Annotated in this window: 23 protein-coding genes; 14 read left to right on the plus strand and 9 right to left on the minus strand. The window is 53.3% G+C overall.

From position 1 onward, the window contains the following. Positions 1 to 110 precede the first annotated feature (110 nt). From gcvT to WNY38_RS11690, 4 genes are all read left to right on the plus strand, one after another. Positions 111 to 1,238 carry a glycine cleavage system aminomethyltransferase GcvT gene (gcvT, locus tag WNY38_RS11675; protein WP_342857515.1) on the plus strand — a complete coding sequence of 376 codons (1,128 nt, stop codon included), beginning with the start codon at positions 111 to 113 and terminating at the stop codon, positions 1,236 to 1,238. A gap of 19 nt (positions 1,239 to 1,257) precedes the next feature. Beyond that, positions 1,258 to 1,617 carry a glycine cleavage system protein GcvH gene (gene gcvH, locus WNY38_RS11680; protein WP_342857516.1) on the plus strand — a complete coding sequence of 120 codons (360 nt, stop codon included), beginning with the start codon at positions 1,258 to 1,260 and terminating at the stop codon, positions 1,615 to 1,617. An 84-nt stretch (positions 1,618 to 1,701) separates the two neighbouring features. Beyond that, a complete protein-coding gene (gene gcvP / locus WNY38_RS11685; protein ID WP_342857517.1) occupies positions 1,702 to 4,548 on the plus strand; it encodes an aminomethyl-transferring glycine dehydrogenase in 2,847 nt (948 codons plus the stop codon). 94 nt (positions 4,549 to 4,642) lie between these two features. Then, the gene (locus tag WNY38_RS11690; RefSeq protein WP_342857518.1) at positions 4,643 to 5,089 is read left to right on the plus strand and encodes a thioredoxin domain-containing protein; all 447 of its coding nucleotides are present in this window, start codon (positions 4,643 to 4,645) and stop codon (positions 5,087 to 5,089) included. 45 nt (positions 5,090 to 5,134) lie between these two features. On the opposite strand, the gene WNY38_RS11695 is transcribed toward WNY38_RS11690, so the two are convergent. After that, on the minus strand, positions 5,135 to 8,482 hold the full coding sequence (locus WNY38_RS11695) for a translocation/assembly module TamB domain-containing protein (RefSeq protein WP_342857519.1): 3,348 nt from the start codon (positions 8,480 to 8,482) through the stop codon (positions 5,135 to 5,137). Further along, positions 8,479 to 10,257, minus strand: a complete 1,779-nt coding sequence (locus WNY38_RS11700) for a BamA/TamA family outer membrane protein (protein ID WP_342857520.1) — start codon at positions 10,255 to 10,257, stop codon at positions 8,479 to 8,481. The genes WNY38_RS11695 and WNY38_RS11700 overlap by 4 nt, the downstream gene beginning before the upstream one ends. 149 nt (positions 10,258 to 10,406) lie before the next feature. On the opposite strand from WNY38_RS11700, the gene WNY38_RS11705 reads away from it, so the two are divergent. Next, positions 10,407 to 10,916, plus strand: a complete 510-nt coding sequence (locus WNY38_RS11705; protein WP_342857521.1) for a PhnA domain-containing protein — start codon at positions 10,407 to 10,409, stop codon at positions 10,914 to 10,916. Positions 10,917 to 11,049: 133 nt separating this feature from the next. Here WNY38_RS11705 and WNY38_RS11710 read toward each other — a convergent pair whose 3' ends face one another. Then, positions 11,050 to 11,256: a cold-shock protein gene (locus WNY38_RS11710; RefSeq protein ID WP_085848732.1), complete on the minus strand. Its 207-nt coding sequence runs from the start codon at positions 11,254 to 11,256 to the stop codon at positions 11,050 to 11,052. A 274-nt stretch (positions 11,257 to 11,530) separates the two neighbouring features. Here WNY38_RS11710 and WNY38_RS11715 point away from each other — a divergent pair, with 274 nt between their 5' ends. Beyond that, positions 11,531 to 12,007, plus strand: a complete 477-nt coding sequence (locus WNY38_RS11715; protein WP_342857522.1) for a DUF2938 domain-containing protein — start codon at positions 11,531 to 11,533, stop codon at positions 12,005 to 12,007. 109 nt (positions 12,008 to 12,116) lie between these two features. Next, positions 12,117 to 12,923, plus strand: coding sequence for a DUF1353 domain-containing protein (locus tag WNY38_RS11720; protein ID WP_342857523.1), 807 nt, complete (start codon positions 12,117 to 12,119; stop codon positions 12,921 to 12,923). Positions 12,924 to 12,925: 2 nt separating this feature from the next. Here the strand turns inward: WNY38_RS11720 and WNY38_RS11725 are convergent, their stop codons facing one another. Further along, positions 12,926 to 13,309: a hypothetical protein gene (locus WNY38_RS11725; RefSeq protein WP_342857524.1), complete on the minus strand. Its 384-nt coding sequence runs from the start codon at positions 13,307 to 13,309 to the stop codon at positions 12,926 to 12,928. A 167-nt stretch (positions 13,310 to 13,476) separates the two neighbouring features. Here WNY38_RS11725 and WNY38_RS11730 point away from each other — a divergent pair, with 167 nt between their 5' ends. After that, the gene (locus WNY38_RS11730; RefSeq protein WP_342857525.1) at positions 13,477 to 13,827 is read left to right on the plus strand and encodes a hypothetical protein; all 351 of its coding nucleotides are present in this window, start codon (positions 13,477 to 13,479) and stop codon (positions 13,825 to 13,827) included. Positions 13,828 to 14,048: 221 nt separating this feature from the next. Here the strand turns inward: WNY38_RS11730 and WNY38_RS11735 are convergent, their stop codons facing one another. From WNY38_RS11735 to ettA, 3 genes are all read right to left on the minus strand, one after another. Further along, the gene (locus WNY38_RS11735; protein WP_342857526.1) at positions 14,049 to 14,192 is read right to left on the minus strand and encodes a hypothetical protein; all 144 of its coding nucleotides are present in this window, start codon (positions 14,190 to 14,192) and stop codon (positions 14,049 to 14,051) included. 65 nt (positions 14,193 to 14,257) lie between these two features. Beyond that, positions 14,258 to 14,770 (minus strand): hypothetical protein, encoded by a 513-nt coding sequence (locus WNY38_RS11740; RefSeq protein WP_342857527.1) that lies wholly within the window; start codon positions 14,768 to 14,770, stop codon positions 14,258 to 14,260. A gap of 183 nt (positions 14,771 to 14,953) precedes the next feature. Then, complete coding sequence (gene ettA, locus WNY38_RS11745; protein ID WP_342857528.1) at positions 14,954 to 16,609, minus strand: energy-dependent translational throttle protein EttA; 1,656 nt, start codon at positions 16,607 to 16,609, stop codon at positions 14,954 to 14,956. Between the two features lie 377 nt (positions 16,610 to 16,986). On the opposite strand from ettA, the gene WNY38_RS11750 reads away from it, so the two are divergent. The 3 genes from WNY38_RS11750 (at position 16,987) to dacB (ending at position 20,860) form a co-directional block, all read left to right on the plus strand. Next, positions 16,987 to 18,147 (plus strand): HupE/UreJ family protein, encoded by a 1,161-nt coding sequence (locus tag WNY38_RS11750; RefSeq protein ID WP_342857529.1) that lies wholly within the window; start codon positions 16,987 to 16,989, stop codon positions 18,145 to 18,147. A 471-nt stretch (positions 18,148 to 18,618) separates the two neighbouring features. Next, positions 18,619 to 19,224, plus strand: coding sequence for a nicotinate-nucleotide adenylyltransferase (locus WNY38_RS11755; RefSeq protein WP_342857530.1), 606 nt, complete (start codon positions 18,619 to 18,621; stop codon positions 19,222 to 19,224). A gap of 106 nt (positions 19,225 to 19,330) precedes the next feature. Continuing rightward, the gene (gene dacB / locus WNY38_RS11760; RefSeq protein WP_342857531.1) at positions 19,331 to 20,860 is read left to right on the plus strand and encodes a D-alanyl-D-alanine carboxypeptidase/D-alanyl-D-alanine-endopeptidase; all 1,530 of its coding nucleotides are present in this window, start codon (positions 19,331 to 19,333) and stop codon (positions 20,858 to 20,860) included. A 12-nt stretch (positions 20,861 to 20,872) separates the two neighbouring features. On the opposite strand, the gene WNY38_RS11765 is transcribed toward dacB, so the two are convergent. Next, the gene (locus WNY38_RS11765; protein WP_342857532.1) at positions 20,873 to 21,295 is read right to left on the minus strand and encodes a tellurite resistance TerB family protein; all 423 of its coding nucleotides are present in this window, start codon (positions 21,293 to 21,295) and stop codon (positions 20,873 to 20,875) included. A 206-nt stretch (positions 21,296 to 21,501) separates the two neighbouring features. Here WNY38_RS11765 and WNY38_RS11770 point away from each other — a divergent pair, with 206 nt between their 5' ends. The 3 genes from WNY38_RS11770 (at position 21,502) to WNY38_RS11780 (ending at position 26,125) form a co-directional block, all read left to right on the plus strand. Beyond that, positions 21,502 to 23,145 carry a lysine--tRNA ligase gene (locus tag WNY38_RS11770; protein ID WP_342857533.1) on the plus strand — a complete coding sequence of 548 codons (1,644 nt, stop codon included), beginning with the start codon at positions 21,502 to 21,504 and terminating at the stop codon, positions 23,143 to 23,145. A 77-nt stretch (positions 23,146 to 23,222) separates the two neighbouring features. Continuing rightward, entirely contained in the window at positions 23,223 to 23,621 is a 399-nt protein-coding gene (locus tag WNY38_RS11775; protein WP_342857534.1) for a DUF4864 domain-containing protein, read from the plus strand. A gap of 212 nt (positions 23,622 to 23,833) precedes the next feature. Continuing rightward, positions 23,834 to 26,125: a glycosyl hydrolase family 28-related protein gene (locus tag WNY38_RS11780; protein WP_342857535.1), complete on the plus strand. Its 2,292-nt coding sequence runs from the start codon at positions 23,834 to 23,836 to the stop codon at positions 26,123 to 26,125. A gap of 53 nt (positions 26,126 to 26,178) precedes the next feature. Here WNY38_RS11780 and WNY38_RS11785 read toward each other — a convergent pair whose 3' ends face one another. After that, positions 26,179 to 26,676 carry a pyridoxamine 5'-phosphate oxidase family protein gene (locus WNY38_RS11785; protein ID WP_342857536.1) on the minus strand — a complete coding sequence of 166 codons (498 nt, stop codon included), beginning with the start codon at positions 26,674 to 26,676 and terminating at the stop codon, positions 26,179 to 26,181. Positions 26,677 to 26,742 lie beyond the last annotated feature (66 nt).

Here is a 26,742-nt window from a genome sequence, read left to right on the forward strand (position 1 = left end):
TCTCAGGCGCAAAAGACAGAGGGGGCATCAGACAAAGGATGGCTTTGTCATGATGCCGGTACATGTTCCGGTTTTGAAATTCAGCGTGTGATGCGCTTGGAAAGGACAAAATGACGGAGCTTAAACGCACTGCCCTATACGATTTTCACGTCGCAAACGGTGGTAAAATGGTGCCATTCGCGGGCTATGATATGCCTGTGCAATATCCGCTTGGCGTGATGAAAGAACACCTGCACACGCGCACCGATGCAGGATTGTTTGATGTGTCGCATATGGGACAGGTCGCGCTGACATCCACGCAGGGTCTTGAGGCCGCGATGCTTGCGCTTGAGGCTTTGGTGCCTGTGTCAGTGGCGGGTCTCAAAGCCGATCGTCAGCGGTACGGCATTTTCACCAACGACGACGGCGGTATTTTGGATGATCTGATGATTGCCAACACCGGCGATCATTTGTTTTTGGTCGTCAATGCAGCCTGCAAAGCCCAAGACATTGCCCATATGCGTGCCAATCTACCAGATTATGTCACTGTTACAGAAATAACCGATCGCGCATTGCTTGCTCTGCAAGGCCCCAAAGCCGAAGCGGTCCTTGCGCGGATCGTGCCGCATGTCACAACCATGCGCTTTATGGACAGTCATCGTGTGACTGTGGACGGCGCCCAGTGGTGGATTTCGCGCTCTGGCTATACCGGCGAAGACGGGTTTGAAATTTCGATACCTGCAGATATCGCAACGGATGTGGCAACCAAATTGGTCGATATGGACGAGGTCGCACTGATCGGCCTTGGCGCGCGCGATAGTCTGCGCTTAGAAGCTGGGCTGTGCCTCTATGGCCATGACATCGACGCCACGACATCGCCTGTTGAGGGCAATATCGCATGGGCAATCCAAGGCATCCGGCGCAAAGGCGGCGCGCGTGTCGGTGGTTTTCCTGGTGCGGCTCGTATCTTGGCCGAACTGGACGAGGGTGCGAATAAGCTGCGCGTTGGCCTGTTGCCGCAAGGCCGCGCGCCGATGCGCGAAGGCACGCCCTTGTTTGCCACAGCTGAGAGTACAGATCAAATCGGTACGATCACCTCTGGTGGTTTTGGTCCCTCTGTCGCAGGACCTATTGCCATGGGCTATCTGCCCATTGACTTTGCCGCCGATGGGGTCGAAATTTTTGCTGAACTGCGTGGCAAGCGCCTGCCTGTGACAGTCGCGCCAATGCCGTTTCGCCCATCCACTTACAAACGCTAAAACTCCAAGGATAAGACCTATGAAATTCACTGAAGAACACGAATGGCTGCGCGTCGAAGACGATCTTGTTGTTGTCGGCATCACCGAACACGCGGCCGCGCAGCTTGGCGATGTTGTGTTTATTGAGCTGCCGGATGAGGGCATCACCGTGACCAAAGACGAAGAGATCTGCGTGATTGAAAGCGTGAAAGCCGCGTCCGATATTTTGGCACCGCTTGATGGCGAAATTGTTGAAGTGAACGAGGCTTTGGTCGCTGATCCGTCGAAAGTAAATGAAGACGCCATTGGCGATGCTTGGTTTTTCAAGATGAAAATCGAAGACCTCTCTGTGCTTGACGATTTCATGGATGAAGCTGAATACAAAACTTTGGTCGGCTAAACTTTAGGGGGCCTTGGCGTGCAGCCTTGGCCCCACAACACCCCCCCTCAGCGTCTTCCCCTGTTCGCTCAAAAGGATCATTTTGTGGCCTATATTCCGTCTACATACAATCCATACGACTTTGCCAACCGCCGCCATATTGGCCCGTCGCCTGATGAAATGCACGAGATGTTGGACGTTGTCGGAGCTTCGTCTTTGGACGCCTTGATCGACCAAACCGTGCCCATGAATATCCGTCAGCTAGAGCCACTGTCTTGGGGGCCAATGACGGAACATGAAGTTTTGGGCGCGATGCGCAAGGTCGCGGGCAAGAATAAGATCATGACCTCTTTGATCGGGCAGGGCTATTACGCCACCGCGACACCGCCTGCGATCCAGCGCAATATTTTGGAAAATCCCGCATGGTACACGGCTTACACGCCCTACCAGCCCGAGATCGCCCAAGGCCGTTTGGAAGCACTGTTGAACTTTCAAACGATGGTATCGGATATGACGGGCTTGCCTGTCGCCAATGCCTCTTTGCTGGATGAAGCCACAGCCTGCGCTGAAGCTATGACCATGGCGCAGCGCGTGTCAAAATCCAAGGCCAAGGGTTTTTTCATCGATGAAAACTGCCACCCGCAAAATATCGCTGTGATGAAAACCCGCGCAGCCCCACTGGATATAGATGTGATTGTTGGTGATCCAAAAGACATCGACACAAGCAAAGTATTTGGGGCGATTTTCCAATACCCTGGCACCAATGGTGGTGTGCGTGACTACACCACCGATATAGCAGAGCTGCACGTGGCCAAAGCCGTGGCCATTTTGGCGACAGACCTGATGGCGTTGACAATGCTTAAAGATCCCGGTTCCATGGATGCCGATATCGCGGTGGGTTCTGCCCAGCGATTTGGCGTGCCGATTGGGTTTGGTGGTCCCCATGCTGCGTTTATGTCGTGCAAAGACGCGATGAAACGCGCCATGCCAGGGCGTATTGTTGGCGTGTCAATTGATGCCAATGGCGGCAGGGCTTACCGCTTATCTTTGCAAACGCGCGAACAACATATCCGCCGCGAAAAAGCGACGTCCAATGTCTGTACGGCGCAGGCCTTGCTCGCGGTGATGGCGTCTTTTTATGCGGTATTTCATGGCCCTCAAGGACTGCGTGCCATTGGCGAGATGATCCACTTTAACGCGGTGCGGTTGGCCGATGGTTTGAAATCCTCAGGCTTTAAAATCGCGCCTGACAATTTCTATGACACCTTCACTGTCGATGTCGGCGCGATGCAAGGGGTTATTTTGCGCTCCGCTGTAGCCGAAGGCATCAATTTGCGTGCCATCGGCAAGACGCATATTGGTATTTCTGTCGATGAAATGGTCGATGTAGAGATCATCGAAAAGGTTTGGCGCGCTTTCGGGCATGAAGCAGAGGCGGGCAATGAGCCCACTGACTTGGGCTTTGTTGAGGCGCTCGTGCGCGACACCGATTACCTGACCCATCCGATTTTTGGCATGAACCGTGCCGAGGGCGAAATGATGCGCTATATGCGCCGTTTGGCGGACCGTGATTTGGCGCTGGACCGCACGATGATCCCGCTTGGATCTTGCACGATGAAGCTTAATGCTGCTGTTGAAATGATGCCCGTGACATGGCCTGAATTCAATACGATCCATCCGTTCGCACCTGTGGATCAAACCGTGGGCTATCAAGAGATGATCGATGATCTGTCTGCGAAGCTTTGCGAAATCACAGGCTATGATGCAATGTCGATGCAGCCCAATTCTGGCGCGCAGGGCGAATATGCGGGACTGTTGGCCATCGCGGCCTATCACCGTGCAAACGGGCAGGACGCACGCGATATCTGCCTGATCCCGATGTCAGCGCATGGCACAAATCCTGCTTCTGCTCAGATGTGCGGGATGAAGGTTGTCGTGGTGAAATCTGCGGAAAACGGCGATATCGATATCGGCGATTTCCGCGCCAAGGCCGCGGCCGCTGGTGATCGTCTCTCTGCTTGCATGATCACCTATCCATCGACCCACGGTGTATTTGAGGAAACCGTCAAAGAGGTCTGCGACATCACCCACGAATTTGGCGGGCAGGTCTATCTGGATGGCGCGAATTTGAATGCTATGGTTGGTCTATCTAAACCAGGTGAAATCGGATCGGATGTCAGCCATCTGAACTTGCACAAGACCTTTTGCATTCCTCATGGCGGCGGCGGTCCGGGCATGGGGCCGATCGGGGTGAAAAAGCACCTTGAACGGTTCTTGCCGGGGCATCCTGAGAGCGGTGGCGAAACTGGTCCAGTGTCTGCCGCACCGTATGGATCGGCGTCGATCCTGCCAATTTCATGGGCTTACTGTATGTTGATGGGGGGCGAAGGTCTGACGCAGGCCACAAAGGTCGCTATCTTGAATGCCAATTACATCGCCGCGCGCTTGGATGATGCGTTTCCGGTCCTGTATCGTGGCAGGCACGGGCGCGTGGCTCATGAATGTATCATCGACCCGCGTGCTTTTGATGAAAGCTCTGAGGTCACTGTCGAAGACATTGCCAAGCGTTTGATGGACAGTGGTTTCCACGCGCCGACGATGTCTTGGCCCGTCGCGGGCACCTTGATGATCGAGCCTACGGAATCTGAAACCAAGGCCGAGTTGGACCGGTTTATCGAGGCGATGTTGTCGATCCGCTCTGAGATCGCCGAGATCGAAAGTGGGGCTCTGCCCAAGGACATCAACCCGCTCAAGCTTGCGCCACATACGGTTAACGATTTGGTTGCAGAGTGGGATCGTCCCTACAGCCGAGAGCAAGGGTGTTTCCCTCCGGGTGCGTTCCGCGTTGACAAATATTGGCCCCCTGTTGGGCGTGTCGATAATGCGCACGGGGATCGCAATTTGATCTGCCAATGTCCTCCGCTTGAAAACTACGTTGAAGCCGCTGAGTAAACGACGTAGGCCCTGATCCACAGATCGGGGCCTTGATTGTTTGGCCTCAAGCACAAATATATGCTGTGTAGTGAATTTAATGAGGGATCACACGATGACCTATCCTGTCAAACTTGCCTGTCTCAAATGTGGTCAGGCCAATCGTGTGCCCGCAGAAAAACTGGCCTCAAGCCCCAAGTGCGGCACATGTGGTGTTGGCTTGATTTCTGACAAAGTGGCGGAGTTGAATCCAACGTCTTTGGCCAAAGCCGCCAAGCTGGACGATATGCCTTTGATTGTCGATTTTTGGGCGCCGTGGTGTGGGCCTTGCCGTCAGATGGCGCCTGATTTTGCCAAGGCTGCGATCGCTTTGAAAGGCCGTGCGCGCTTTGCAAAAGTGAACACCCAAGACTTTCCCGCTGTGTCCCAAAAGAACAACATTCGCGGCATCCCTGCGTTGATTTTGTTTCAAGGCGGCAAAGAAATCGCGCGGTTGACGGGCGCGCGCCCTACGCGTGATATCGTCGCCTTTGTGCAGCAAAAAACCAAAAAACCGGCCTAAAGCGTTACTTTTGAAATGTGGAAGTCACGCGCTTTGATAAGGGCTTTAATAGTCTTTTTCGAAGAAAACCCCAAGGCTGGTTGCCCCATCAGGTGATGCAGAGCCTTTGAACGTCACCGAGTCAGAGGCATCCAAGTTTAGGTTGATGACCGACTGCCCCGCGCTGTCGATGGTCACATCTGTATAGATTTCATCGGACAAATACTTGCCAACTCGTAACTCGGTTTCCCCCTCGTCAGAGGTTGTCACGTCCAAGTCGTCCACGCCAAGCTCATCACGGATTGATCCGGCAATGTCGCTGCCGCCACCTGTCAATGTGGCAACGGCGGCCGCCATTTGCGCGGCTTGAAACGCTGAAATTTCCGAAATCGCACGCCCAAACAAAAGCTGCGCCAAAATTTCGTCTTCAGGCAATTCTGGCGAAGATGAGAAACCGACTGTTGGCGCGCTGACCTGTCCTGAAGTCGTGATGCTAATGGTCAAATCATCGGTGGTTGTGGCCGCGACCAGTGAAAAGCTAGGATCAAAGTTCCCTTGCAGATATAATTCGCCTTCTTCCATGTCTATACGTTTTCCAAGCAAGCTCAGACGCCCGCGAACCAAAGAAAACTGGCCGATAGGAACAATATTCTGAGTGGTCCCTACCAAGCGCAATCGACCTCCGAGTTCTGCATCTAGGCCGCGTCCGCGAATATACACCTGATTTTCCGCGATTACGGTGACATCAAGAGCAATGGCGTTGCTACTGCCGCCACTGGCAGAGGATTGGCCGTCTGACAAAACACCTGCGCGATCACGGGTTTGATGCACAGAGTTTGGTTCAAATTTATGCACAATCTCTGGGATGTCGCCGCCAGCCCCTGTCGATACTGTTGCGAGCTGCACGTCCGTGCTCCCTAGATTTATTGTACCGCTGACCCTTGGGCCGCTCAACATCGGTCCCGTCAGCGCAATGGTGCCATTCATCGAGGTGGTGTAAAGCTCTGGGTCAGCCACAACAAGGTTGTTTAAAATCAGTTTGATATCTGCTGCATAATTAGAGCTTAGGCCAACGGCCCCAGAGACAGAAATGCGGCCGCCCGTGTCCGCACGCGCTGTCGCGGTGATATCCGCATTGGCATTGGTCAGGTTTGCACGCAATTGATCGAAAGTCAGCGAAAGTCCAGCTGCAGGTAAAACGGCACGTGCACCTGTGCGCGCAGACACCGTCCCCGCCAAAGAAGACATAGCCAGTGGCCCGTTTAACTGCAGGTCGAAATCAGCGGTGCCTTGTAATAAAGTCGCTGTGGTCAAACTGTTCGCAAGACCAAGAGGGACCGATCCGGAAACTTGCAGAGCCGCAGAGCCAAAGCTTTGGGCGATATCCCCTGAAAGGTTCGCCGTTGATCCACCGGGCCCACTCATCTCGGCAGAGGTTTGCCACGGGCCATCTCGTGTTTCTTTAGATATGCGCGCCGTCGCCGTCAGTGGGCCGCTTACCCCTGCATTTAGGCGTGCGACATCATCCAATCGTGCGGTGAGGTTCATATCTGCTGTCGTGCCGGTTAAGGTGCCCGACCCTTGCACAGTCACAGCTGATGTCTCGACATCAAACGCTTCAAGCGACAGGCCTGTTTCATTGCGCTGTGCGCGCAGGCTCACTTGGCTTTTGCCGGTCAAAAGCGCATCCACTTTGGGAATGCCAATGCGGGCGTTTTGCGCTTGGGCGGCGATCTCGGCGTCAAAACTGCCGCCAAGCGGTGTGAATGTCCCTGTGGCCGCGCCGCTGAGGCTGCCTTGCAACGACAGGCCTGTGATATCCGCGAAACGGGACAGGCGGGGTGCCTCAAGGCCAAGGTTGCCTTTAAACGTGAAGCCGCTGTCCAAGCCGGAAATTGTGCCGTCCGCGGTCATGGATGCATCCGCCGCAACAATAGAAACCGCTTCAAGCTCCAAAGGAGAGCCATCGCGCCATACCAGTTTGGTTTGCGCCGTTACGTTGGAACCGACAGCGGACATCAGTGCCGTATCGTCCAGATCAATACCGTCTGCGACGATCTTAAGGCTGGCATCAAACGCCCGCAGCAAGGTTGATCCTTGCGGATTTGCTCTGCGAGAAATGGTGCCGGAAGCGTCCAAAGACATGTCCGCGATGGCGATATCTGTTTGGCTGTAATCAGTCACGCGTGCTGTCGCCGTCCAAGTTTCACCCTTCAATGCGTCGTATTGAGCTGAGATTTCAGCGCGCTGCAAATATTGTTTGTCTCCCGCGACGGGTAATAGTGTCGGGGCCCCAGATGTGTTTGCAACCACGCCAGAGACGTCAAAGGATGTTGGCAAAGAATCCGTGCCAATGGCCACAGAGCCCCCCAGCGAAAGGGTGCTTGTTGCCAACGCGAAGTCTTCAAGCGTCAAACGACCGTCTGGGTACGATGTCCCTTTGGCGGTCAAAGATGTGGAGGCACCAAAGAATGGCGCGTATGATGAATCGAACAGTGGAGTGACATCGCCACTGATGTCCGCGAAAAATGCTCGAACTTTGGGTTGCGCCGCCTCTGTTTCGTCGGTGTTTGCGCTCTGCGTTGGTGAAAGCTTTTGGTCCGTCGCGGTTGCTTCAATGAACGTCGATAATCCGATTGTGCCAGACAAGCGCGGTTGACCCAAGGTGGCCAATTCGATGTCAGCTGTGAAGGTGTCAAGCGGGCCTGAGCCTTTGGCGGTCAGCGACAGATCGGGAGTGTCGGGCAAGCCGATGAGCGTCGAAATGATCCCGTCTGGCCCCTCAGACAGCGACAGGTCGAGATCAAAATAGGCGTCGGAATTGTTGTAAGACGCGTCCAATGTGAAGGCCCCAGCAGAGCCGGTTAGCTTTTTGATTTCCAACACGGCAGAACCATCGCCGTCTTTGAGCGTTGCTGCCCCCAATATCGACAGCTCAACCGCTTCGCTCAGACCCAAGATATCGGCGCTAAGCTTGACGCTTTCGGCCGTGATTTCGCCTATTTCGATACTGACTGGCAACTCTGGCAAGGAAAAAACGCTCGCCTCGGGCTCGGCAGGAGAGGCTTGTGATATCGGGCGTCTGAGAACTTCGATTGAGGCGGCTGACACTTGTTCAATCTCGAGCCGCCCTGCCAATAAAGCGGACCGGTTCCAGTCCAGAACGGCATCGTTCAACGTGAACCAAACACCTTCCGTGTCTGAGATGGTGAGGCTGTCCATCGTGGCAGTGGAAGATAACAACCCCTTGAATCCATCGATGCGAATGTCACGGCCTGCGCCTGACAAATTGTCCTCAAGAAATCCGACAATTAGGGACCGATCCCGCGATGTATCGTCCGACGTGTCTTGAGCCTGTGCAGCAGTGATCAAAGGCAATGAGGCGACAGCTATGAGTGCAAAACGAGTGTTCAAAATGCTTGTCCAATTCCAACATAAAATTGCACGCCATCGCCTGTGTCGCCCGAAACGGGGGCCGCGATGTCGAGGCGAACGGGGCCAAATCCAGTGTCATAGCGCAGTCCAAGTCCTGCGCCCGCGTGCCAGTTCATCGTGTCGTCGGGTGTCGCATTTTCACCAATGCCACCGACATCTGCGAAGCCAACCAAAGAGACTTTGTCCGTAATTCCTGCACGCAATTCGGTCGAAAGACCAATAAAGCTGGCACCTCCGGTCGTGGTGTCATCGTCCAAATCTACATAAAGCGATTGATAAGGTTGTCCGCGAACAGTACCGCCCCCGCCGGAGTAAAATAACAAGTCGGGCGGTGTGTCTGAGACATCGCTGCCGACGATAGATCCGATCATGAATCGCCCCGCAAAAACAAACCTGTCATCTGCGAACCCTTTGTAGGCGCGGGTGTCGGCAAACAGGCGTCCGCCTGTGGTTGAGCCTGAAAATCCAATGAATGGCATGATCTCGGCTTCAAAATACGTCCCAGTTGTTGGGTTTAGAGTATTATTACGCGAGTCACGTGCGCCGGTGATGGGCACAATGAAATGCGAAAACGTGCGATCGCCAAGATCGTCCGAGTCATCAGAATAACGATATCCGATGCCGCTGGTGAAGTAGGTTGTGTCTGACAGAGTGACCTCTGCGCCAACCGAGAACGTAGCCGAGTTCGACAGGTAACTTGACTCATCTGTGCGCGCAATCTCAGCTTCGGCTACGAGCGCCAAAACAGGGCGTGTCGTCGCAGGCCTGCGGTAGGTTGTCGACAGAGTGTAGTCGACGCCTGAATCCAACCCAAGACCTGAAACTTCAGCATCAAAGCGCAAGCGATCTGCATTGCCTGAAATGTTTCTGTGCATGAAGTAAGCCGAAAGCGTGCCTCCTTCGACGGAATCAATTTCGGCGCCAAACCCGACGCGGCGCGGGGCGGCATCGGTGACGGTGGCGGTAATGTCCAAGCTACCGTCGGCGTTCAGCGTGTCGGCTTCACTTATGGCAACCGAGCGAAACGCACCGGTTTTGCGCAATCGCGCCGCTGCGGTTTCAAGCGTTTCTGGATTAAAGGCTTTGCCTTCGATCCCGCCAGTAATTTCCGTCAGTCGCTCTTGCGACACGCGTTTGGTGCCAGCAAAGCTCAACTGCCCAAACACAGCTTCAGGGCCGGGCGCGATGCCAAGAGCAACGTCGAGGGTTTTGGCGTTGTGATCCGCCACAATGGATTGGGACGAGAGTGCAGCCTTTGGGTATGATGCCGCGCGCCATGCGTCAACGGCACTGTTTTTGGCTAAGCTTATGTTGCCAGACTTGGCAGTCAGTCCGGTGGAGAACCCTTCGGGCAATTCTGTTTGCGGCGCGAGTGGCGCGACCTTTGTTGCCCCGAATGTAAATTTTGCACCTGTGTCAACGGATATGACGACGTCTTCGACACTTTTTGGCAAGGTAATCAGCGACAACGTGCTGCCTTCGCGCCCATCGACGGAAATACGGATGACTGGAGCGTAATACCCTGATCGATAGAGTGTTCCCAACAAGGTGCGATAGTCCGATTGGACGGCGGCTATGATGTCGGAGGTGGCTGTGATCCCGTCGCGTTGGGCCGCTAAAATGGCCGAGGCGGACGATAGCCGTTCTTTTACAGCATCTGACGCGTCGCTTTCCAAACGGGCATTGAACGCAAAAACGGGCGTGGACACAGTTGCGCACAAAGCTGCCGCGATCAGTGTAGTATGAAGGGTCATGGTTTTTGATCCAATTCGATGCGCGGGACATCCGCTCAATATGGTCTGTTTGTGAACCAGTTTCCAGTGCTAAGCGCTCTAAATGGCGGTTTGTCGCTTGCTCTGTTTTGGGCGCGCGCCTAGGGTCCGATCAAATCATGGAGAACGATATGTCTGAATGTGAAATTTGTGGTGCTGCAGGCACTTTGACCCAGGTCTCTGTGGCGCCTCGTCACGATGTGGTCGCCCTGTGTGACGTCTGTTCAGGCGGCTTGAAAGGTGAGGCGGTGCCTGATGGGCATTGGAACGCTTTGACCGGCTCTATGTGGTCTGAATCTGATGCGGTGAAGGTACTATCATACCGTCTACTGACTCGCTTTGCAGAAGAGGCATGGGCCGCGGATGCGCTGGAAATGCTCTACCTTGAACCGGACGTCGAAGAGTGGGCCAAATCAGGCGGGCCGGATGTGATCCACCGTGACAGCAATGGCGCTGTTCTGTCTGCGGGCGACACGGTTGTGTTGATCAAAGATTTGCCCGTGAAGGGCGGGGGATTTACCGCCAAACGTGGCACAGCTGTGCGCGGTATTTCATTGGTTGCTGACAATGCTGGTCACATTGAGGGACGTGTTGAAAGTCAGCGTATCGTCATTTTGACCGAATTCGTCAAAAAGAAGTAACGGCTTCGGGTCGTCTTTAAATCAACAAAAGCGCGGGTGGCCCCCTCGCGCTTTTTCAGTTCACTCAATCAATTGGGCATAAAAAAACGCCCGATGCAAAAGCACCGAGCGTTATCTCAAACGAGAGTGTAGATTATTCTACAGTCAAGTTAATCGCAGATTCGCGACCGTCACGGCCAGCTTCGATGTCGAAAGTAACTTTCGCACCGTCGCGAAGACCTGTAAGGCCGGAACGCTCAACAGCAGAGATGTGAACGAACACGTCTTTGTTGCCACCTTCAGGCTCGATAAAGCCGAAACCTTTAGTGGAATTGAACCATTTTACTGTGCCATTAGCCATTTTATTTTCTCCTAAATCACTGCCCACGATATTGCGGCAGATCGGCGTGTCAGGGGTCGATCGAAGACTGAGTGCCGGATAAAGGGAAAACAGAAGGGTCGATAGAGATAACGTCGCAACGCCTATAGATCACATATCCGCGCGTAAGGAAAGACTTTTCGAATGCACATCCCTTATGAGCAATATTGTGCAGATAGCGTCTTGCGCCTTTTGCATGATCTTGTGAAAACAACGACATAGACCACTATTTATAGAAATTTGAAGGGTAGGCAGAATGGGCACGTTATTGATTGCAGGACTCGCGATTGGGCTTGGTGGCACAATTGCCATGGATATTTGGGCGCTTGCTTTGAATCGATTGCTCGGAATGCCTTTGCCGAATTGGGGCAATGTTGGGCGTTGGGTTGCACATCTGCGCCATGGCACGGTGTTTCACAATGCGATCTCTGAGGCCACGCCTGTGCCGCGTGAAACCGTCATCGGTTGGGTATTTCACTATGTGGTCGGTCTGGTCTACGGTGTGATCTTCGTGGCAATTGCTGGAGCAGACTGGCTCGCGGCCCCGACATTTTTCCCCGCTTGGATCTTTGCCATTGTGACCATCGGCGCAGGCTGGTTTTTGTTGCATCCTGGCCTTGGTCTGGGCTGGGCTTTGTCCAAAACCGATACGCCTTGGAAAAACCGTTGCTTTGGTCTGATGGCGCATACATCCTTTGGAATTGGGCTTTGGCTCACAGCTCTCATCATTTGAACATACACGCGGGCCTGTTTGGGCGCGCGGATGCGGATAGTGACACTACTTCGTTGACCCTTTTTGTGATAGCCGTCCGACATTGATCGAATAAATTTTGAGGATGACTATGAAAAGATGTCTTTTATCGTTGTGTGCTGCGCTGGTTTTGGCCAGCTGTGGCAAAGTCGACCCCGCGCAGGTGTCTCGTGGCACCTTTGAAGGCAATGTGCATTTGGTCTGGATTCGCGGCGGCGAAGACGACCCGCTTGGCGATGGTGTTTTTGCCTATCTGCCAACAGGCAATGATAAGCTGGTCTTCAATCGCGGTGCTGGTAAATGGCGTTCTGAGGGCAGCGAAGTCATTGTGCCCGAAGCCTTCTACACCGACGGCGGGTCTGTGCCGCGTGCGTTTCAAAGTCTCAATGGCTTCAATGCTTGGGCTTATGGTCCCGCCTATGTGATCCACGATTGGATCTTTGTTGCCCGTAAATGTCTCAACGATAAAGACATCACGCCGCATCTGATCACCGATGAAATGCGCAAAGTCGGCAATATGGAATTCGAGGAAAGCGCCTACGTGATGGCCGAAACCATCACCTCGCTTGCTGGCGCTGGACTGGGTCCGAACAACGACAATGCCAACTTGATCGCGTCTGTTACGGCTGGGCCGCGGACGCGCGTGCTTTGGAAACAAAAGGGCGCTTGTGAAAAGTCTTTGGTGTCGCAAGCCAAGCTGGATGAGTTGATGCAGGCCGCTCAAACAAACGAGGCTTTGCGTGACGAGATCGCGCCGCAAGCCTTGGCGAACAAGCGTACGGGAGCGGGGCCTGCCCCCGCTGCCAGTGTCGAATATGTAGAGCCGCCCACCGAATTTACGCTGTCAGACGGCTCTACTGCTGTGTTCTTAGGCGCGATCCCTATGGGGTCTCGTTAGAACTATGGGGTCTCGTTAGAAATAGACGCCCTAGATCGCGCCGCGGCCATCAACAAAAGGCTGGCCGCTGCCGATGTCGCGATCCAGCCCATGTACCATAGCTTTCCGGCCAACTGATCCTCTGCATAGGAATTGGCAAAACCGATTTGGCCGTATTTGGCCACGCCAAACGCCGCTGCCACCGCGATCACCCCAAGAATTAGGCGCAGCACGCGGTTCAGGCGCAGTCCCCAAAACGCCAATCCCAAAACGATCCCGATCGGCGCGCCGACCATAATGACTTGGCCCGCCCACCATGGATGTGCGCCCAATTGCGTGGGGACCCCTGTGCTTGCCGCGATGAAGGCGACGATTGCTGTCAGTGCTGTTGCTAAAATTATGTGCATGATTTCTCCTTTTTCTCTGCTTATGCGGCGAAATCCCGCTGCGCATCTCAAAGTGAGTGATCTCACGTGAAATTCACCGTGCGTGAACGGATGGTTCTGCATAATGCTGCAAGTGCAAAGAGAATCTCTCAGCGGGACTCTCTAAACGAAAACGTGTGAGGAAAAAGATGTTCAAATTTCTAAAATTCGGTCGCGGCAAGAAACCAGAAGCGGCTATTGAGACGCAGCGCCAAACCTTTGAACGTCTGGTGTCCGAGCTGAACGAGGCCATCGCGTCGCTGCCCGAAATGCCTGCCGTGACAATCAACTCTGTGACCAATGAGGTCAGCTTTGCGCTGCCCCAAACTTTCCCCGATGAAGCCCTCGCCCTGCCGGCACCTGAACCAGAGATCGTGGTTGAAGAGGCCGTGGAGGCGGTTGTGGAAGATGTCGCTGAAGACGTGACCGAAGAGGTCAAAGGCGAAGCCATTGAAGACGCCGTTGAAGTCAAAGACGAGGTTAAACCATCCGCAGCATAGGCTGTTTTGGGATTGGTGTTCGAAGCTGAGATTTGAGAGCAATACGCGAGCCTGTGAGGCAAACGGGCGATTGGTCTGTTTGCCTTTTTGGGTAATCGCTGGGACTGGTGCGTTTGCGGCCATTCTCAGACGCATTCGACGCTTAAAATAGAACTTTGGTAGTTCAATTCGGGAGATTCTATCGTTAACAAAAAGGCCCAGCAAACTGCTGGGCCTTTTTGTTATGCTGCTTGATCAAGCTGTGTTCGCTCAGAATCATTCGACCCAAAGAAGGAAGTCTTTTTAAATTTATCAACTCCCATATTCTTAATTGCGAACCTAACCGCTGTTTCAATAGCGGATTTAACTTCATCTTGCTTGGTCATGGAAGACTCCAGAATTAATATAAAGCGCGTTTATCAAGTGTTGGTCTACAAGTCAAATGTGTCAACTATAAGCTTACATAAAGCCATGAACCTTTCAATGCTACACTGCTAAACGCTGAACTCTTTTTCAAACTTAGCTCTATATCACTAAAAAACTGTTTATCTGCGGGGCTGCAGAAGTGCAATTTAGCGTGCTTCGCCTTCATAGCGCTGTTCGCTTGGGCAATCGTACCGGCGAATACTTCAGTTAGCACTTGTACATAATCTTCAATTGTACTGCTTTCATCGAAGTCGAATTTGGGTGCCAATACCAAATGCCGAAGGCGAATCACCTTCCCTGTGTATCCTGGGAGTCCACACACATTAAGTTGGCATGTCGCAAGAATCTGATCGTCTTGAAACAAACCAAATACGCCAGCACTTGCAACCTGCGGATCGTTTGCCAGCGGGTGTAAAATACTCAATGAGCTTGAGGCATATTCAGAAATAGATTCATCGTATTCGGAGCAAGCGAGGTCCCATTCTTTCCAAAGTGCGTCCCACTTGCCGTTTTCTCGAGAAATTCGTTCAAAGTTCAATGTCGTCTCCAGTATGCAATTCGAATTGTTAAAGCGTTATTTCTAATAGCTAGGCGTCTAAATAAGAGCATTCAGTCGCGTGTAACACAACCCTTTCGCCTGAAGACGAAAGGAGCGCGAACGCGTGTTTTCTTTGAAAACAAGCTGCCTCGCACTCCCTTAACAAAACGCTTTCGCGTTTTGTTACCTTGCAAACTTCTTATGTTTCAGGCGTTTTGGCTCTAGGGCGTCAGGTCCAAGACGGCGTTTTTTGTCTTCTTCGTAGTCTTCAAAGTTACCTTCGAACCATTCCACATGCGCATCGCCTTCAAAAGCGAGGATGTGCGTACATATACGGTCGAGGAAGAAACGGTCGTGCGAGATGACCACGGCACAACCAGAGAAGTCCGTCAGAGCATCTTCCAAGGCACGCAATGTGTCGACGTCAAGGTCATTGGTCGGCTCATCGAGCAGCAGCACGTTACCACCAGAGCGCAGCAAGCGCGCCATGTGGACACGGTTGCGTTCGCCGCCAGACAAGATGCCGACTTTCTTTTGCTGATCGCCGCCTTTGAAGTTGAACGTCGAACAATAAGCGCGCCCGTTCACTTCGGCATCGCCCAGCATGATGATGTCTTGACCGTCAGAAATGGCCTCAAACACATTGGCGTTTGCGTCCAAATCGTCGCGCGACTGATCCACGTAAGACAGTTTCACTGTGTCGCCGTATTCGACCGTGCCTTCATCCGGTTGCACTTGGCCGGTGAGCATTTTGAACAAGGTGGTTTTACCCGCGCCGTTCGGGCCGATCACGCCAACGATTCCGCCAGGGGGCAAGGAAAAGGACAGGTCTTCGACCAAAAGCTTATCGCCCATGGCTTTTTTCAAGCCTTCGACTTCGATCACTTTGTTGCCAAGGCGCGGGCCGTTTGGAATGACGATTTGCGCGCGGCCAACTTTGTCGCGCTCAGATTGCCCAGCCAATTCGTTGTAGGAATTGATCCGTGCTTTTTGCTTGGCTTGACGCGCTTTCGGCGATTGGCGCATCCATTCAAGTTCGCGCTCAAGGGTCTTTTGCTTGGACTTATCTTCGCGGCCTTCTTGTTCCAAGCGTTTGGATTTTTGCTCAAGCCATGAGGTGTAGTTGCCCTCGTACGGGATACCCGCGCCACGGTCGAGTTCCAAGATCCAACCCGTGATGTCGTCAAGAAAGTAACGGTCGTGTGTGACGATCAAGATGGTGCCTTTGTAGTCGATCAAGTGCTGTTGCAACCAAGCGATTGTTTCGGCGTCCAAGTGGTTGGTCGGCTCATCGAGCAGCAACATGTCTGGCGCTTCAAGAAGCAATTTACACAAAGCAACGCGGCGTTTTTCACCACCAGACAGATCAGCCACACCGGAAGTATCGGGCGGGCAACGCAGCGCCTCCAAGGACACGTCCACCTGACTGTCCAAATCCCACAGGTTCTGCGCATCGATTTCGTCTTGCAGGCTGGCCATCTCGTCGGCGGTCTCGTCGGAATAGTTCATCGCCAATTCGTTGTAGCGATCCAGAATGGCCTTTTTCGCCGCGACGCCCAGCATCACGTTGCCGCGTACATCGAGTGTTTCGTCAAGCACTGGTTCTTGTGGCAAGTAGCCAACGGTTGCGCCTTCGGCCAACCATGCTTCGCCTTGGTATTCTTTGTCCTGACCGGCCATGATGCGCATCAAGGACGATTTACCCGTACCGTTGACGCCGACCACACCGATTTTCACGCCGGGGAGGAAGTTCAGGCGGATGTTTTCAAATACCTTTTTCCCGCCGGGGTAGGTCTTGGACACGCCGTCCATGAAGTAAACGAATTTATTAGCTGCCATTGAAGCGCTCCGTCGAAGGAAAATTTGGTTTGAAGCTATGTACAGCAGGGGCGCGGGGAGGGGAAGGGCAAGCATGAAGGGATCCCGCAGCGGGCCTTAAAAAGGCAAAGATAAGCAAGAGGCAAAGGCTAAAGGCGTAAAATTAATTTGGTCAGCTGAGGTCCATATTTAAAACCGTAAAATCTTTTGGCGAGATTTTGTCGTTTGCCTGAGTTGGGGTCTGGTTAAATTTTCTTTCTCCATGATAGTTTCACAAACTATGGCTACGAAGGTATGTGGTTATCTGTGATTTCATGGTTAAGCCGCCTGAGTTATATGGCGGATATGACAATCTTAGATTCTGCTGTATTTTTAATATCGAAGGACATGTGAGCGTGATGAAAAACGTTAGCTATCGTAATATTCTATTCTGGCTGGCCACTCTGTGTATTGCCGGCATCATGGGCTTCGGCCTAGCTGGTCCCGCCGTCAGCCATCAACTGGAGCCAGCAGTCATCACGGCACTGGTTCAAGACGACCATATCGAAATCACGATACGCGATGCCATCGAGCCGCTTATCGCCATTTCTGAGATTGACCCAAAATCCAACGCGGATGGCGATCTCGTGAACAGCCGTTATGTAGAGTTGCGACAAAGAATTCCGGACGATCTGGAAGCTTCACTGCGTGCAAGCTGGCCCCTGTTGGCCAACAATATCGACGTTTATGCTGGAAATACGCGTCTTGATCTGGTCTTGAAAAGCGTGGACGTGCCCGGCATGGGCGACCCAAGTCAGCTCAGATTCAGCACGTTTACAATGACAGCTGATTTGCCTGAGGATGACACGCCTGTACGCTTCTCTTGGCGTGTTGATTTCGGCCCGTTTAGCATTCATCAGGCCGGCGGAAATGATGACGGCTTTACCGAATTGTTGCAAGGCGGGCAGACAAGCCAACCAATGGTGAGAACTGTTCCAGAGAAACAATCCGCGGCGGCGCTTTTCGTGCGCTTCGTGGTGTCAGGGTTTGAGCATATCGTGCCAAAAGGCCTCGATCACATCCTGTTCGTTTTGGGCCTGTTCCTATTTTCCTTGCGCATTAAGCCTATTCTGGCGCAGGTGACCGCCTTTACCCTTGCCCACAGTGTCACGCTGGCTTTGGCAAGCTTGAACATCGTGTCGCTTCCGGCAAGTATTGTTGAACCTCTCATTGCGATTTCAATCGTTTATGTGGCGGTGGAGAATATTCTATTCGCCAAAGAGGGCGGTATATCGCTTGCGCGTATTGGGGTCGTGTTCTGTTTCGGTCTGCTGCACGGTTTGGGGTTTGCCTCGGTTCTGAGCGATGTCGGCCTGCCTGCAGGTCAATTCGTGTTCGGTTTGGTGGGCTTTAACGTTGGCGTCGAATTGGGTCAGCTTGCCGTGATATCTGTCGCGTTTCTTCTGGTTGGCCTGCCGTTTGGGAAAAAACCATGGTACCGCAATCTCATCGTGATCCCAGCGTCGAGCGGGATCGCTTTGATGGGTGCATGGTGGGCGTTTGAACGCGTCTTTCTCTAACGCGCGCCTCGCGGCCTTGCGTGATTGCGACCACGAAAGGGGATGCAATGCGCAAGGCTGGCAACGATCATGACACCCTAGTGGGCGATGGAGCCGAAAAATGGAACAAGGTTTCATCAAGCGATGGCTGTGATTTGTCAGGCGCACGATGCGTTTAACGAGGTTCGCGAGTCACAAACGCTGCGAAGGCGATCACTGCAACATACTGCAACATAGAGGGTGTTGAGCATGTCGGCTTGAAACCAGCCAAGAGAATTTGTTACGTTTTCCATGTGTCCCATATTTTTAAGTCATTGAGGCTCGTATTGTCTCGCAGCCTCTATTCTACTTAAGCGGGACAGTGAGCTGAAGTTCCCAGTTGCACAGGGTGGCGGGCCTAATGCCAACAATTTGCCTAAAATTTGTAACGTCTGCGCTGACCTTTGACGCGAATTTGTTGACAGGTCGTTTGTTTGGCTGCACTGAGGCTCAATGCGTTATGCTTTGCCATATGCTCGTGCTGGTCAGGTGATCGGTTTGCTCGGGGGGTCTTTTGATCCTGCGCATGAAGGCCATGTGCATATTACCAAGGCCGCGCTCACACGGTTCGGGTTGGATCGTGTGTGGTGGCTGGTCAGCCCTGCCAATCCGCTCAAACCAGTCGGCCCTGCGCCGATTGAAAAACGGATGGAGCACGCGCGTCAAGTCATGCAGCATCCCCGCGTCGAGGTCACAGACATAGAGCGGCATTTGGGCACGACCTATACGGCTGAGATGCTGGATAAGTTGCATCAGATCTACCCCGGTGTGACGTTTGTGTGGTTGATGGGTGCGGATAATTTGAAGCAGTTTCATCGCTGGCAAAATTGGCAAGGCATCTTGGCGACCACGCCCATCGGTGTGATCGCACGGCCCGGTCAACGGATTGCAGCGCGTACTTCGGTGGCGGCGAGTATTTTTGAACGCGCAAGATTGCCCGCGCGGGCCTCGCATCTTTTGGGCCGCATTGGCACGCCGGCGTGGTGTTTCGTGAATGTGCCGATGAATGATGCCTCATCCACGGAAATTCGTAACGCGGGCGCATGGATGCGCGACTGAGGCGTTTTGCAGCGCTCTGTCAGTCCCGTTGTTGATCACGAAGAATTACACATTTTTGCCATGCCCGTGACTTGCAGAGGCCGTGAGATCAAGGTTAACTCCGCGCATGTTTGATAAAGCTTTTACGCGTTCTGCCCCAATCTACAGCCGCCGCGCAGCCCTTGGGGTGTTTCTCGGGGGGGCTGCGAGTGCCGCTATAGCGCAAACCGCTGGCGTGCCTGTCGTCACCTCATCGCCTTATCCAATTCCGCGCCCAGAAGGCCTGCACAAATTGGCTGCGCTATCGGGCGAAGCCTTGATCAAAGCGTCCAAAATCTCTGGTGCTGTGTCTTATGCCGTGGCTGATGAGGCGGGCGAGATACTTGAGGCGCACGGACCTGTGCTGCGCTTGCCGCCTGCGTCGGTGGCCAAAGTGATCACGGCGATCTATGCGTTAGAGCATCTCGGCGGTGATTTCACCTTTGCCACGGACGTCTTTGCCACTGGGGGACTTGAGAACGGTGTCATTCAAGGCGATGTGATTTTGGCGGGCAGCGGTGATCCGACGCTCGACACAGACCGCCTTGGCGATTTGGCAGGACAACTTGCGGTGATGGGTGTCACGGGTGTCACCGGCAAATTTTATGTGTTTGGCGCTGCATTGCCGCGTATTGAACAGATCGACGATCAGCAAACAGAATACGCAGGCTATAACCCAACAATCACGGGGCTTAACGTCAATTACAATCGTGTGCATTTCGAATGGAAAAAACGCGGCGCTGAATTTGATTTGACCATGGACGCGCGGGCCAAACGGTTTGCGCCCAAAGTCCGTATCGCGCAAATGAAAATCGCAGACCGAGGCCTGCCGGTGTTCGATCATACTGCTGGTATTGGGCGTGATGACTGGACTGTATCGCGTTTGGCGCTGGGCAATGGCGGGGCGCGTTGGCTGCCTGTGCGCTTGCCCGCTCTTTATGCAGGAGAGGTCTTTGCCGCAGTCGCACGCGGGCAGGGGGTGTCATTGCCCAAACCTGAACGCTTAGAGGTTTTGCCAGCAAACGTGATGCGTTTGGCGCAGCTGCAAAGCGTCGATTTGACTAAGATCGTGCGCGATATGTTGAAATATTCGACCAATCTTACGGCAGAGGTCATCGGGCTTGCTGCAAGTCGCAAACGCGGGCTTGACCCTGTGGATTTGCACAGCTCTGCGCAGGCGATGTCGCTTTGGACAAAAGATCGGCTTGGCACACGGCATTTGGACTTTGTGGATCACTCAGGATTGGGCGGGGCGTCTATTGTGTCGACGTCAGACATGGTTCGTTTGCTGTCAGCAACGGGGGTCGAGCCGCTTTTGGGGCCGCTGCTAAAACCCATCGCTGCGCGTGATGGTGACTACAACGTGATCAAATCCCCCGACATTGATATTCACGCAAAGACCGGTACATTGGATTTCGTGTCCACGCTTGCGGGCTATGTTAGGGTGCCTGATGGGCAAAGACTGGCCTTTGCAGTATTTGCGGCTGACCTGCCTGCACGTACCGCAGCCAAAGCACAGGGCAATGAGGTGCCAAAGGGCGCCAAGACGTTCAACGCCCGCGCCAAACGATTGCAGCAAGCGATGATCCGACGTTGGACTGTCGTTTACGGCAGCTGACGTCAAAATTGTTTAAAGCTTGACGTAATGCGCCCGTGCGCCACGCTCTATTGCTGCGGCGTGCAAGCGGTCCAGATCCAACTCGTAACGAACTTCTTCGAGCAAGCGCAGCTCGGATTCCCGAATGGTGCCGTCAGAGGCAGCCACATCGCAGGCCAAAGCATAAGCGGTTTCAAACAGTCGCTCAGGCAAGTTATCGCGGATCAAGCCGAAAAGCGCGTCCAAGCCGTCTTCTTCAGAAAACAATTCGATCACGATGGCCGAGACCGTTTTGATCCGGTCTGGATCAAAGTCGACAAATACAGGCAGGTGGTTGATAAAGGTTTCAATCGCCACAAGCTCGGAAGTGCGCACATTTGCGTCTGACATCGACACGGCGATCATGACAGCCACAAGGCAATCTTGGGCGGATAGGGAATGTGGGGTGTCAGTCATGGTCACGGTGCTCCGGTTGGCTTGTGATAGGTTTGAACCTAAGCGCAGGTAGGCTTAAGAACAAGTATCACCATGTCGAAATACGTGTGATCTTCTGCTTTTGTGTGAGCATTTTCTTGACCCCATGAGCCACGCGCAATAGGTAGCTGGCTTGCACAGGGCGTATTCTGATCGCCCCTTCTTAAATCGATTCAAGGATTGCTCTCATGACTGACCTGCGCACCGCTGGTATGACTTCTAAAGCTTGGCCTTTTGAAGAGGCCCGTAAGGTTTTGAAACGGTATGAGCAATCCAAGGACAAGAAAGGCTATGTGCTGTTCGAGACAGGCTATGGGCCCTCAGGTTTGCCGCACCTTGGTACCTTTGGCGAAGTGCTTCGCACGACGATGATCCGCCGCGCCTTTGAGGTGATCTCGGACATTCCAACCCGTTTGATCTGTTTCTCGGATGACATGGACGGGATGCGCAAAGTGCCGTCAAATGTGCCCAACCAAGAGATGCTCAAAGAAGCAGAACAAATGCCGCTGACCTCTGTGCCAGATCCGTTTGGCACCCACGCGAGCTTTGGCGATCACAACAACGCTATGCTGCGCCGGTTCTTGGACACCTTTGGATTCGACTACGAATTTTATTCTGCGACGGATTACTACAAGAACGGCAAGTTTGATGAGGTGTTGAAACGCGCTGTCGACAACTACGATGACGTTATGAAAGTCATGCTTAAGTCCTTGCGTGAAGAGCGTGCGGCGAGCTATTCGATTTTCTTGCCGATCCATCCTGAAACGGGTCGTGTGTTGTACGTGCCGATGAAGTCAGTGAACCGCGAAGATTACACCATCACCTTTGACGATGAAGACGGCAAAGAATGGACCGTGCCTGTCACTGGCGGCAATGTGAAATTGCAGTGGAAGCCCGACTTTGGCGCGCGCTGGGCGGCTTTAGGTGTGGACTTTGAAATGTTTGGCAAAGACCACTCAACCAACGCGCCGATCTACGGGCGTATCTGTGACATCTTGGGCGGCAAACGCCCCGAGAACTTTAGCTATGAGCTGTTCTTGGATGTAAACGGTGAAAAGATTTCCAAGACAAAAGGCAACGGCCTGACGATCGATGAATGGCTGACCTATGCGTCGACCGAAAGCTTGAGCTACTTCATGTTCCAAAAGCCGAAAACTGCAAAACGGATGCATTTCGATGTGATCCCGCGGGCGATGGACGAATATCATCAGCAGCTGCGCGCTTACCCAACGCAGACGGCGGATCAACAAGCTGCGAACCCTGTGTTCCACATTCACGGCAAAGATGTGCCTGTCTCTGATATGGTTGTGCCGTTCACGATGTTGCTCAATCTGGCCTCTGTGGCCAATGCTGAGGCCAAAGACCAAATGTGGGGCTTTATGCAACGCTACGCCCCTGATGCCTCGCCTGAAACCCATCCTGGTTTGGATGCGGCTGTGGGCTATGCGGTTGCTTACTACAACGACTTTGTGAAACCTGAGAAAACCTTCCGCGCGCCGAGCGATCAAGAACGTGCGGCACTGACAGATCTTAAAACGGCTTTGTCTTCGCCTGAGGCGGCTTTGGCCGAAATCGCGAAAAAGAACGCGATGATGGGCAATGACGATGCGCTTCCCGAAGCCAACATGGCTGATGGCGACTTCTTGCAGTCCATCGTGTTTGCCGTTGGTAAAAATCACGGTTTTGACAATCTGCGCGACTGGTTCAAAGCGCTTTACGAAGTGCTTTTGGGCGCCTCTCAGGGCCCACGCTTTGGTGGGTTCATGGCGCTTTACGGCGTGGATGAGAGCATTGCATTGATCGACCAAGGTCTAAGCGGCGAGCTGGTCTGATCCACGCCCGCCTACTGTCGATTTGAAAAGAGCCTCCGGCGCGCTAGGTCTAAACTCAGCACACCGGAGGTTTTTTGATGTTTAAGCATATTCTTTTTTCCGCCTTGCTGAGTTTGACTGCGACCTTTGCGGCGTTCGCGGACCCGATCACTGACGTTATAGCTGACCAGATCGACGCCTTTGCCGATCGCGATCCAGACCGCGCGTTTTCTCACGCCAGTCCGATGATCCAAAGCCAGTTTGGCTCGCCTGCCCGTTTCGCCACCATGGTAGAGCAGGGCTATCCATCCCTTTGGTCCAATAAAACAAAACTGTTCACAGAGCGCCTTGAACAAGGTCCGCAGGCCCGTCAGATTGTGATTGTCACAGGGACAAATGGCGCCCGTGCAGCTTTTGCATACGATATGATCCGCATAGGCGAAGGTTGGAAAATCAACGGCGTGCGCCCTATGCCGTTGTCCGACGAAAGCGTCTAATCGCGTCGCCCTTTAATGAATCTCTGTGTTGCGCAAGCACGCCCCCGAACGCACGCCCCCTTAAGCGCCTCGTTATCCCCCTGCGGTAGGACTGTTGGTGTCTGGGCATGCGCTGCCACAGCTTTCAAAGTGAGAGTGAGTTCCTTGGATCGGTAAATGCTTTGCCGGACCAATTGCGCATGTGACCTAAGAGATGTGTGAAAGGGGTTCGGATGAACAAGGCCATTACTGAAGGGCTGGTGCTTATGCCATCAGCGTTTACGAGCGGTTTGGACGTATGGTCCAGCGAAGACGGTACGCCGGGCTCGGCAACCTATGACGGGGCTTCCAACGCAGCCTTTGTTGCCGCTGATGCCGATTTTGGCGGTGCGCTTGAGATTGTCAAACAAGACACAACAACACAACTGCGCTACATGGGCGAGACGCCCTTGCAGCCGGGAATGTATTTGCAGATCACCGCGCGCGTAAAATGTGTTTCGGGCAACTTGCCCACTGTTCGGATTGCTGGTTGGGCTGGTGACGCCTCGCTTGATCATGTGACAGGTGTGACAGAAACGGGCCCCGAGGTGACATTGACGACTTACGGCGAAGTTGTCGAAGTCTCGGCCATTGTTGGCGCAGGCGTACGCGGCGGCGTCGACATGGCGTGGGGCTTGGATGCTGTTTACGGGCATTTTGGCATTGACCTGACAGGGTCAAACGGTGGGTCTATTCGTATTGATGACATCCAGATCGACGATGTGTCATCGTACTTTCTGGCGGACAGCATTGGCATCATCGATGTGCGTGATTACGGCGCAATTGGCGATGGTGTTACCGATTGCTCCGATGCTTTTGAAGCTGCGGACGCTGCGGCGAACGGGCGGAAAATTCTAGTTCCCGAGGGCACATACCTGCTGGAAAACACTGTGACCTTGGTCCACGAGGCCATTTTCCAAGGCACAATGACTATGGACGATGACGTTCGGCTTGCCCTGCGTCGCGAGTTCCATTTGAATTCTTATATCGATGCCTTCGGGGATGAGGTCTTGGCCTTTAAAAAGGCGTTCCAAGCCCTTTTGAATTTTTCGGATCATGACAGCCTTGATCTGTGTGGTCGTCGCATCGAAATTTACGGCCCTATCGATATGCAAGCAGCGGTGGACAACAAAACCACCTCTGAGGTGCGTCGTGTGATCCGTAACGGTCAGTTCAATTGTCAGGAGTCAACAGATTGGAATTTGGATGTTTCGACGTCTTCTGCGTCCTATTCCACGTCAAACAAACGCCAACTGACCAATGTATCTAACATCGCCAACATTCAGCCGGGCAGTCATGTCACAGGCAACGGTGTTGGGCGTGAAGTCTATGTGACCTCTGTAAATGTAGGCGCCCAAACGTTGGAACTGAGTCAGGCGCTTTATGGAGCAAGCGCGAACCAGACCTATACCTTTACGCGCTACAAATACATTTTCGACTTCAGCGGCTTCTCAAAACTGTCGCAGCTTGTCATCGATGATGTTGAGTTTTTGTGTAACGGTCGGGCTTCTGGCGTGTTGCTTGGGTTGTCAGGCTCGGTCTTTCAGATGCGAGACTGCCATTTCAAATCACCACTTAATCGCGGCATTACATCATCGGGCGCGGGCTGTCAGGATTTGATCATTGATCGCTGTTTCTTCGTGTCGAACGAACAGTCAATTCGCGCAGAAACGCGTCAATCCATCGCCTTTAATGTGAACGCCAACGACTCCAAGGTGCGCGAAAATCGTTTCCAACGGTTCGGTCACACAGGTATCGTTTTCGGAAATGGTCATTTGTTTACAGGAAACCATTGGTTCCAAGGTGACACAGATACCGACAGCCCGCGGATGGCCGGCCTGGTATTCACCTACCCGAACGTGAAGTCCGTCGTCACAGGCAACTATATCGATAACTCGTTTATCGAGATGACGAATGAACATGACGCCGAGCCAGATTTCTCATCGGAATATTCCTTTGGGGGTTTGACCATCACAGGTAACATTTTTACAGTTAATGACAGCGCCGATTGGTTCAGCTGGATTGTCGTAAAGCCATATGGCAGTGGTCACTTCATCCAAGGCCTCTCGGTGCAGGGCAATACGTTCAAATCGCTTAACGGTAATATTGATCGGGTAGAGAAGGTGGACACCACCTTTGCCACATTGGACAATTCTCGGATGCGCAATATTGTCTTTGCGGGGAACAGCTATAACGCGGTGACTGAGCCGTGCTTTAACCCTGTAACGCTTGAGTTTACTCAGTCGTCGACGGCCAACAATTGGACCTTGGACCCAAGTGCCTATCTGCCCTTTGACGGCTGGGCGCGCACCGTTGAATCTGTGGTCTTTACAGAACAGTTGACCGATAGTTCTGGTAACAATGTCAGTACCATGCCCTATGTCACCAACAATTACGGGACCGACTCAAACCAAGTTCGATTGAGTTTCCCTGAGGCGACAGAAGGCTCGGTCCAAATCTCAGTGCGTATGGACAAACCAATTTGATCTACGCCGAAAAATTATAAAATGCACCGGGGCGCGAAAGTGTCTCGGTGTTTCTATGCTTCCATTACAAGATCATCAGAACTCAGTTGATAGGCTCTGCCGAATCCGCCATTTAGGTCTGCGCGCAAAGGCGTGAAAACCACGAAATTGAAATCTCCAAAATCAATATAGAGAGCCGATTTTGGATGGGACACGAGCCACGCCGTGCGGCGCTCGGCGTGATTAAGATCGTCGCGTGACAAAAATCGCGCTTCAGCCGTGACAGTCAAGCGTGCAAACGCAAGCGGATCGCCCTTAGCAGGGGGATCTCCGATCAACAAACTGCACCGCGGGTCGGCTTTCAAACGCTTTGAGTGGGCCGATAGGTCCGAGACAAGCGACAACAAGGCACCACTTTCTGACTGCCCAAATGCAACCCGTGTCACCGATGGGGCGCCGGTTTCGTCTAGAACCGCTAAGGCAACATGGCGCGCGTTGGCCAGAAGCTCACGGGCTGTTGCACGCGCAGTGTCGTCGGTTTCGCGGATCGGGGAAGGACGTTTGTCTGTCATGCACAGATCATACTCTGCGACACGACCTCTGTCACGGTCAGGCGTAAATGCTCCCTATATGAGTGG

It is taken from the genome of Pacificibacter sp. AS14, assembly GCF_038899935.1.
In the GTDB taxonomy this organism is placed as follows: domain Bacteria; phylum Pseudomonadota; class Alphaproteobacteria; order Rhodobacterales; family Rhodobacteraceae; genus Celeribacter.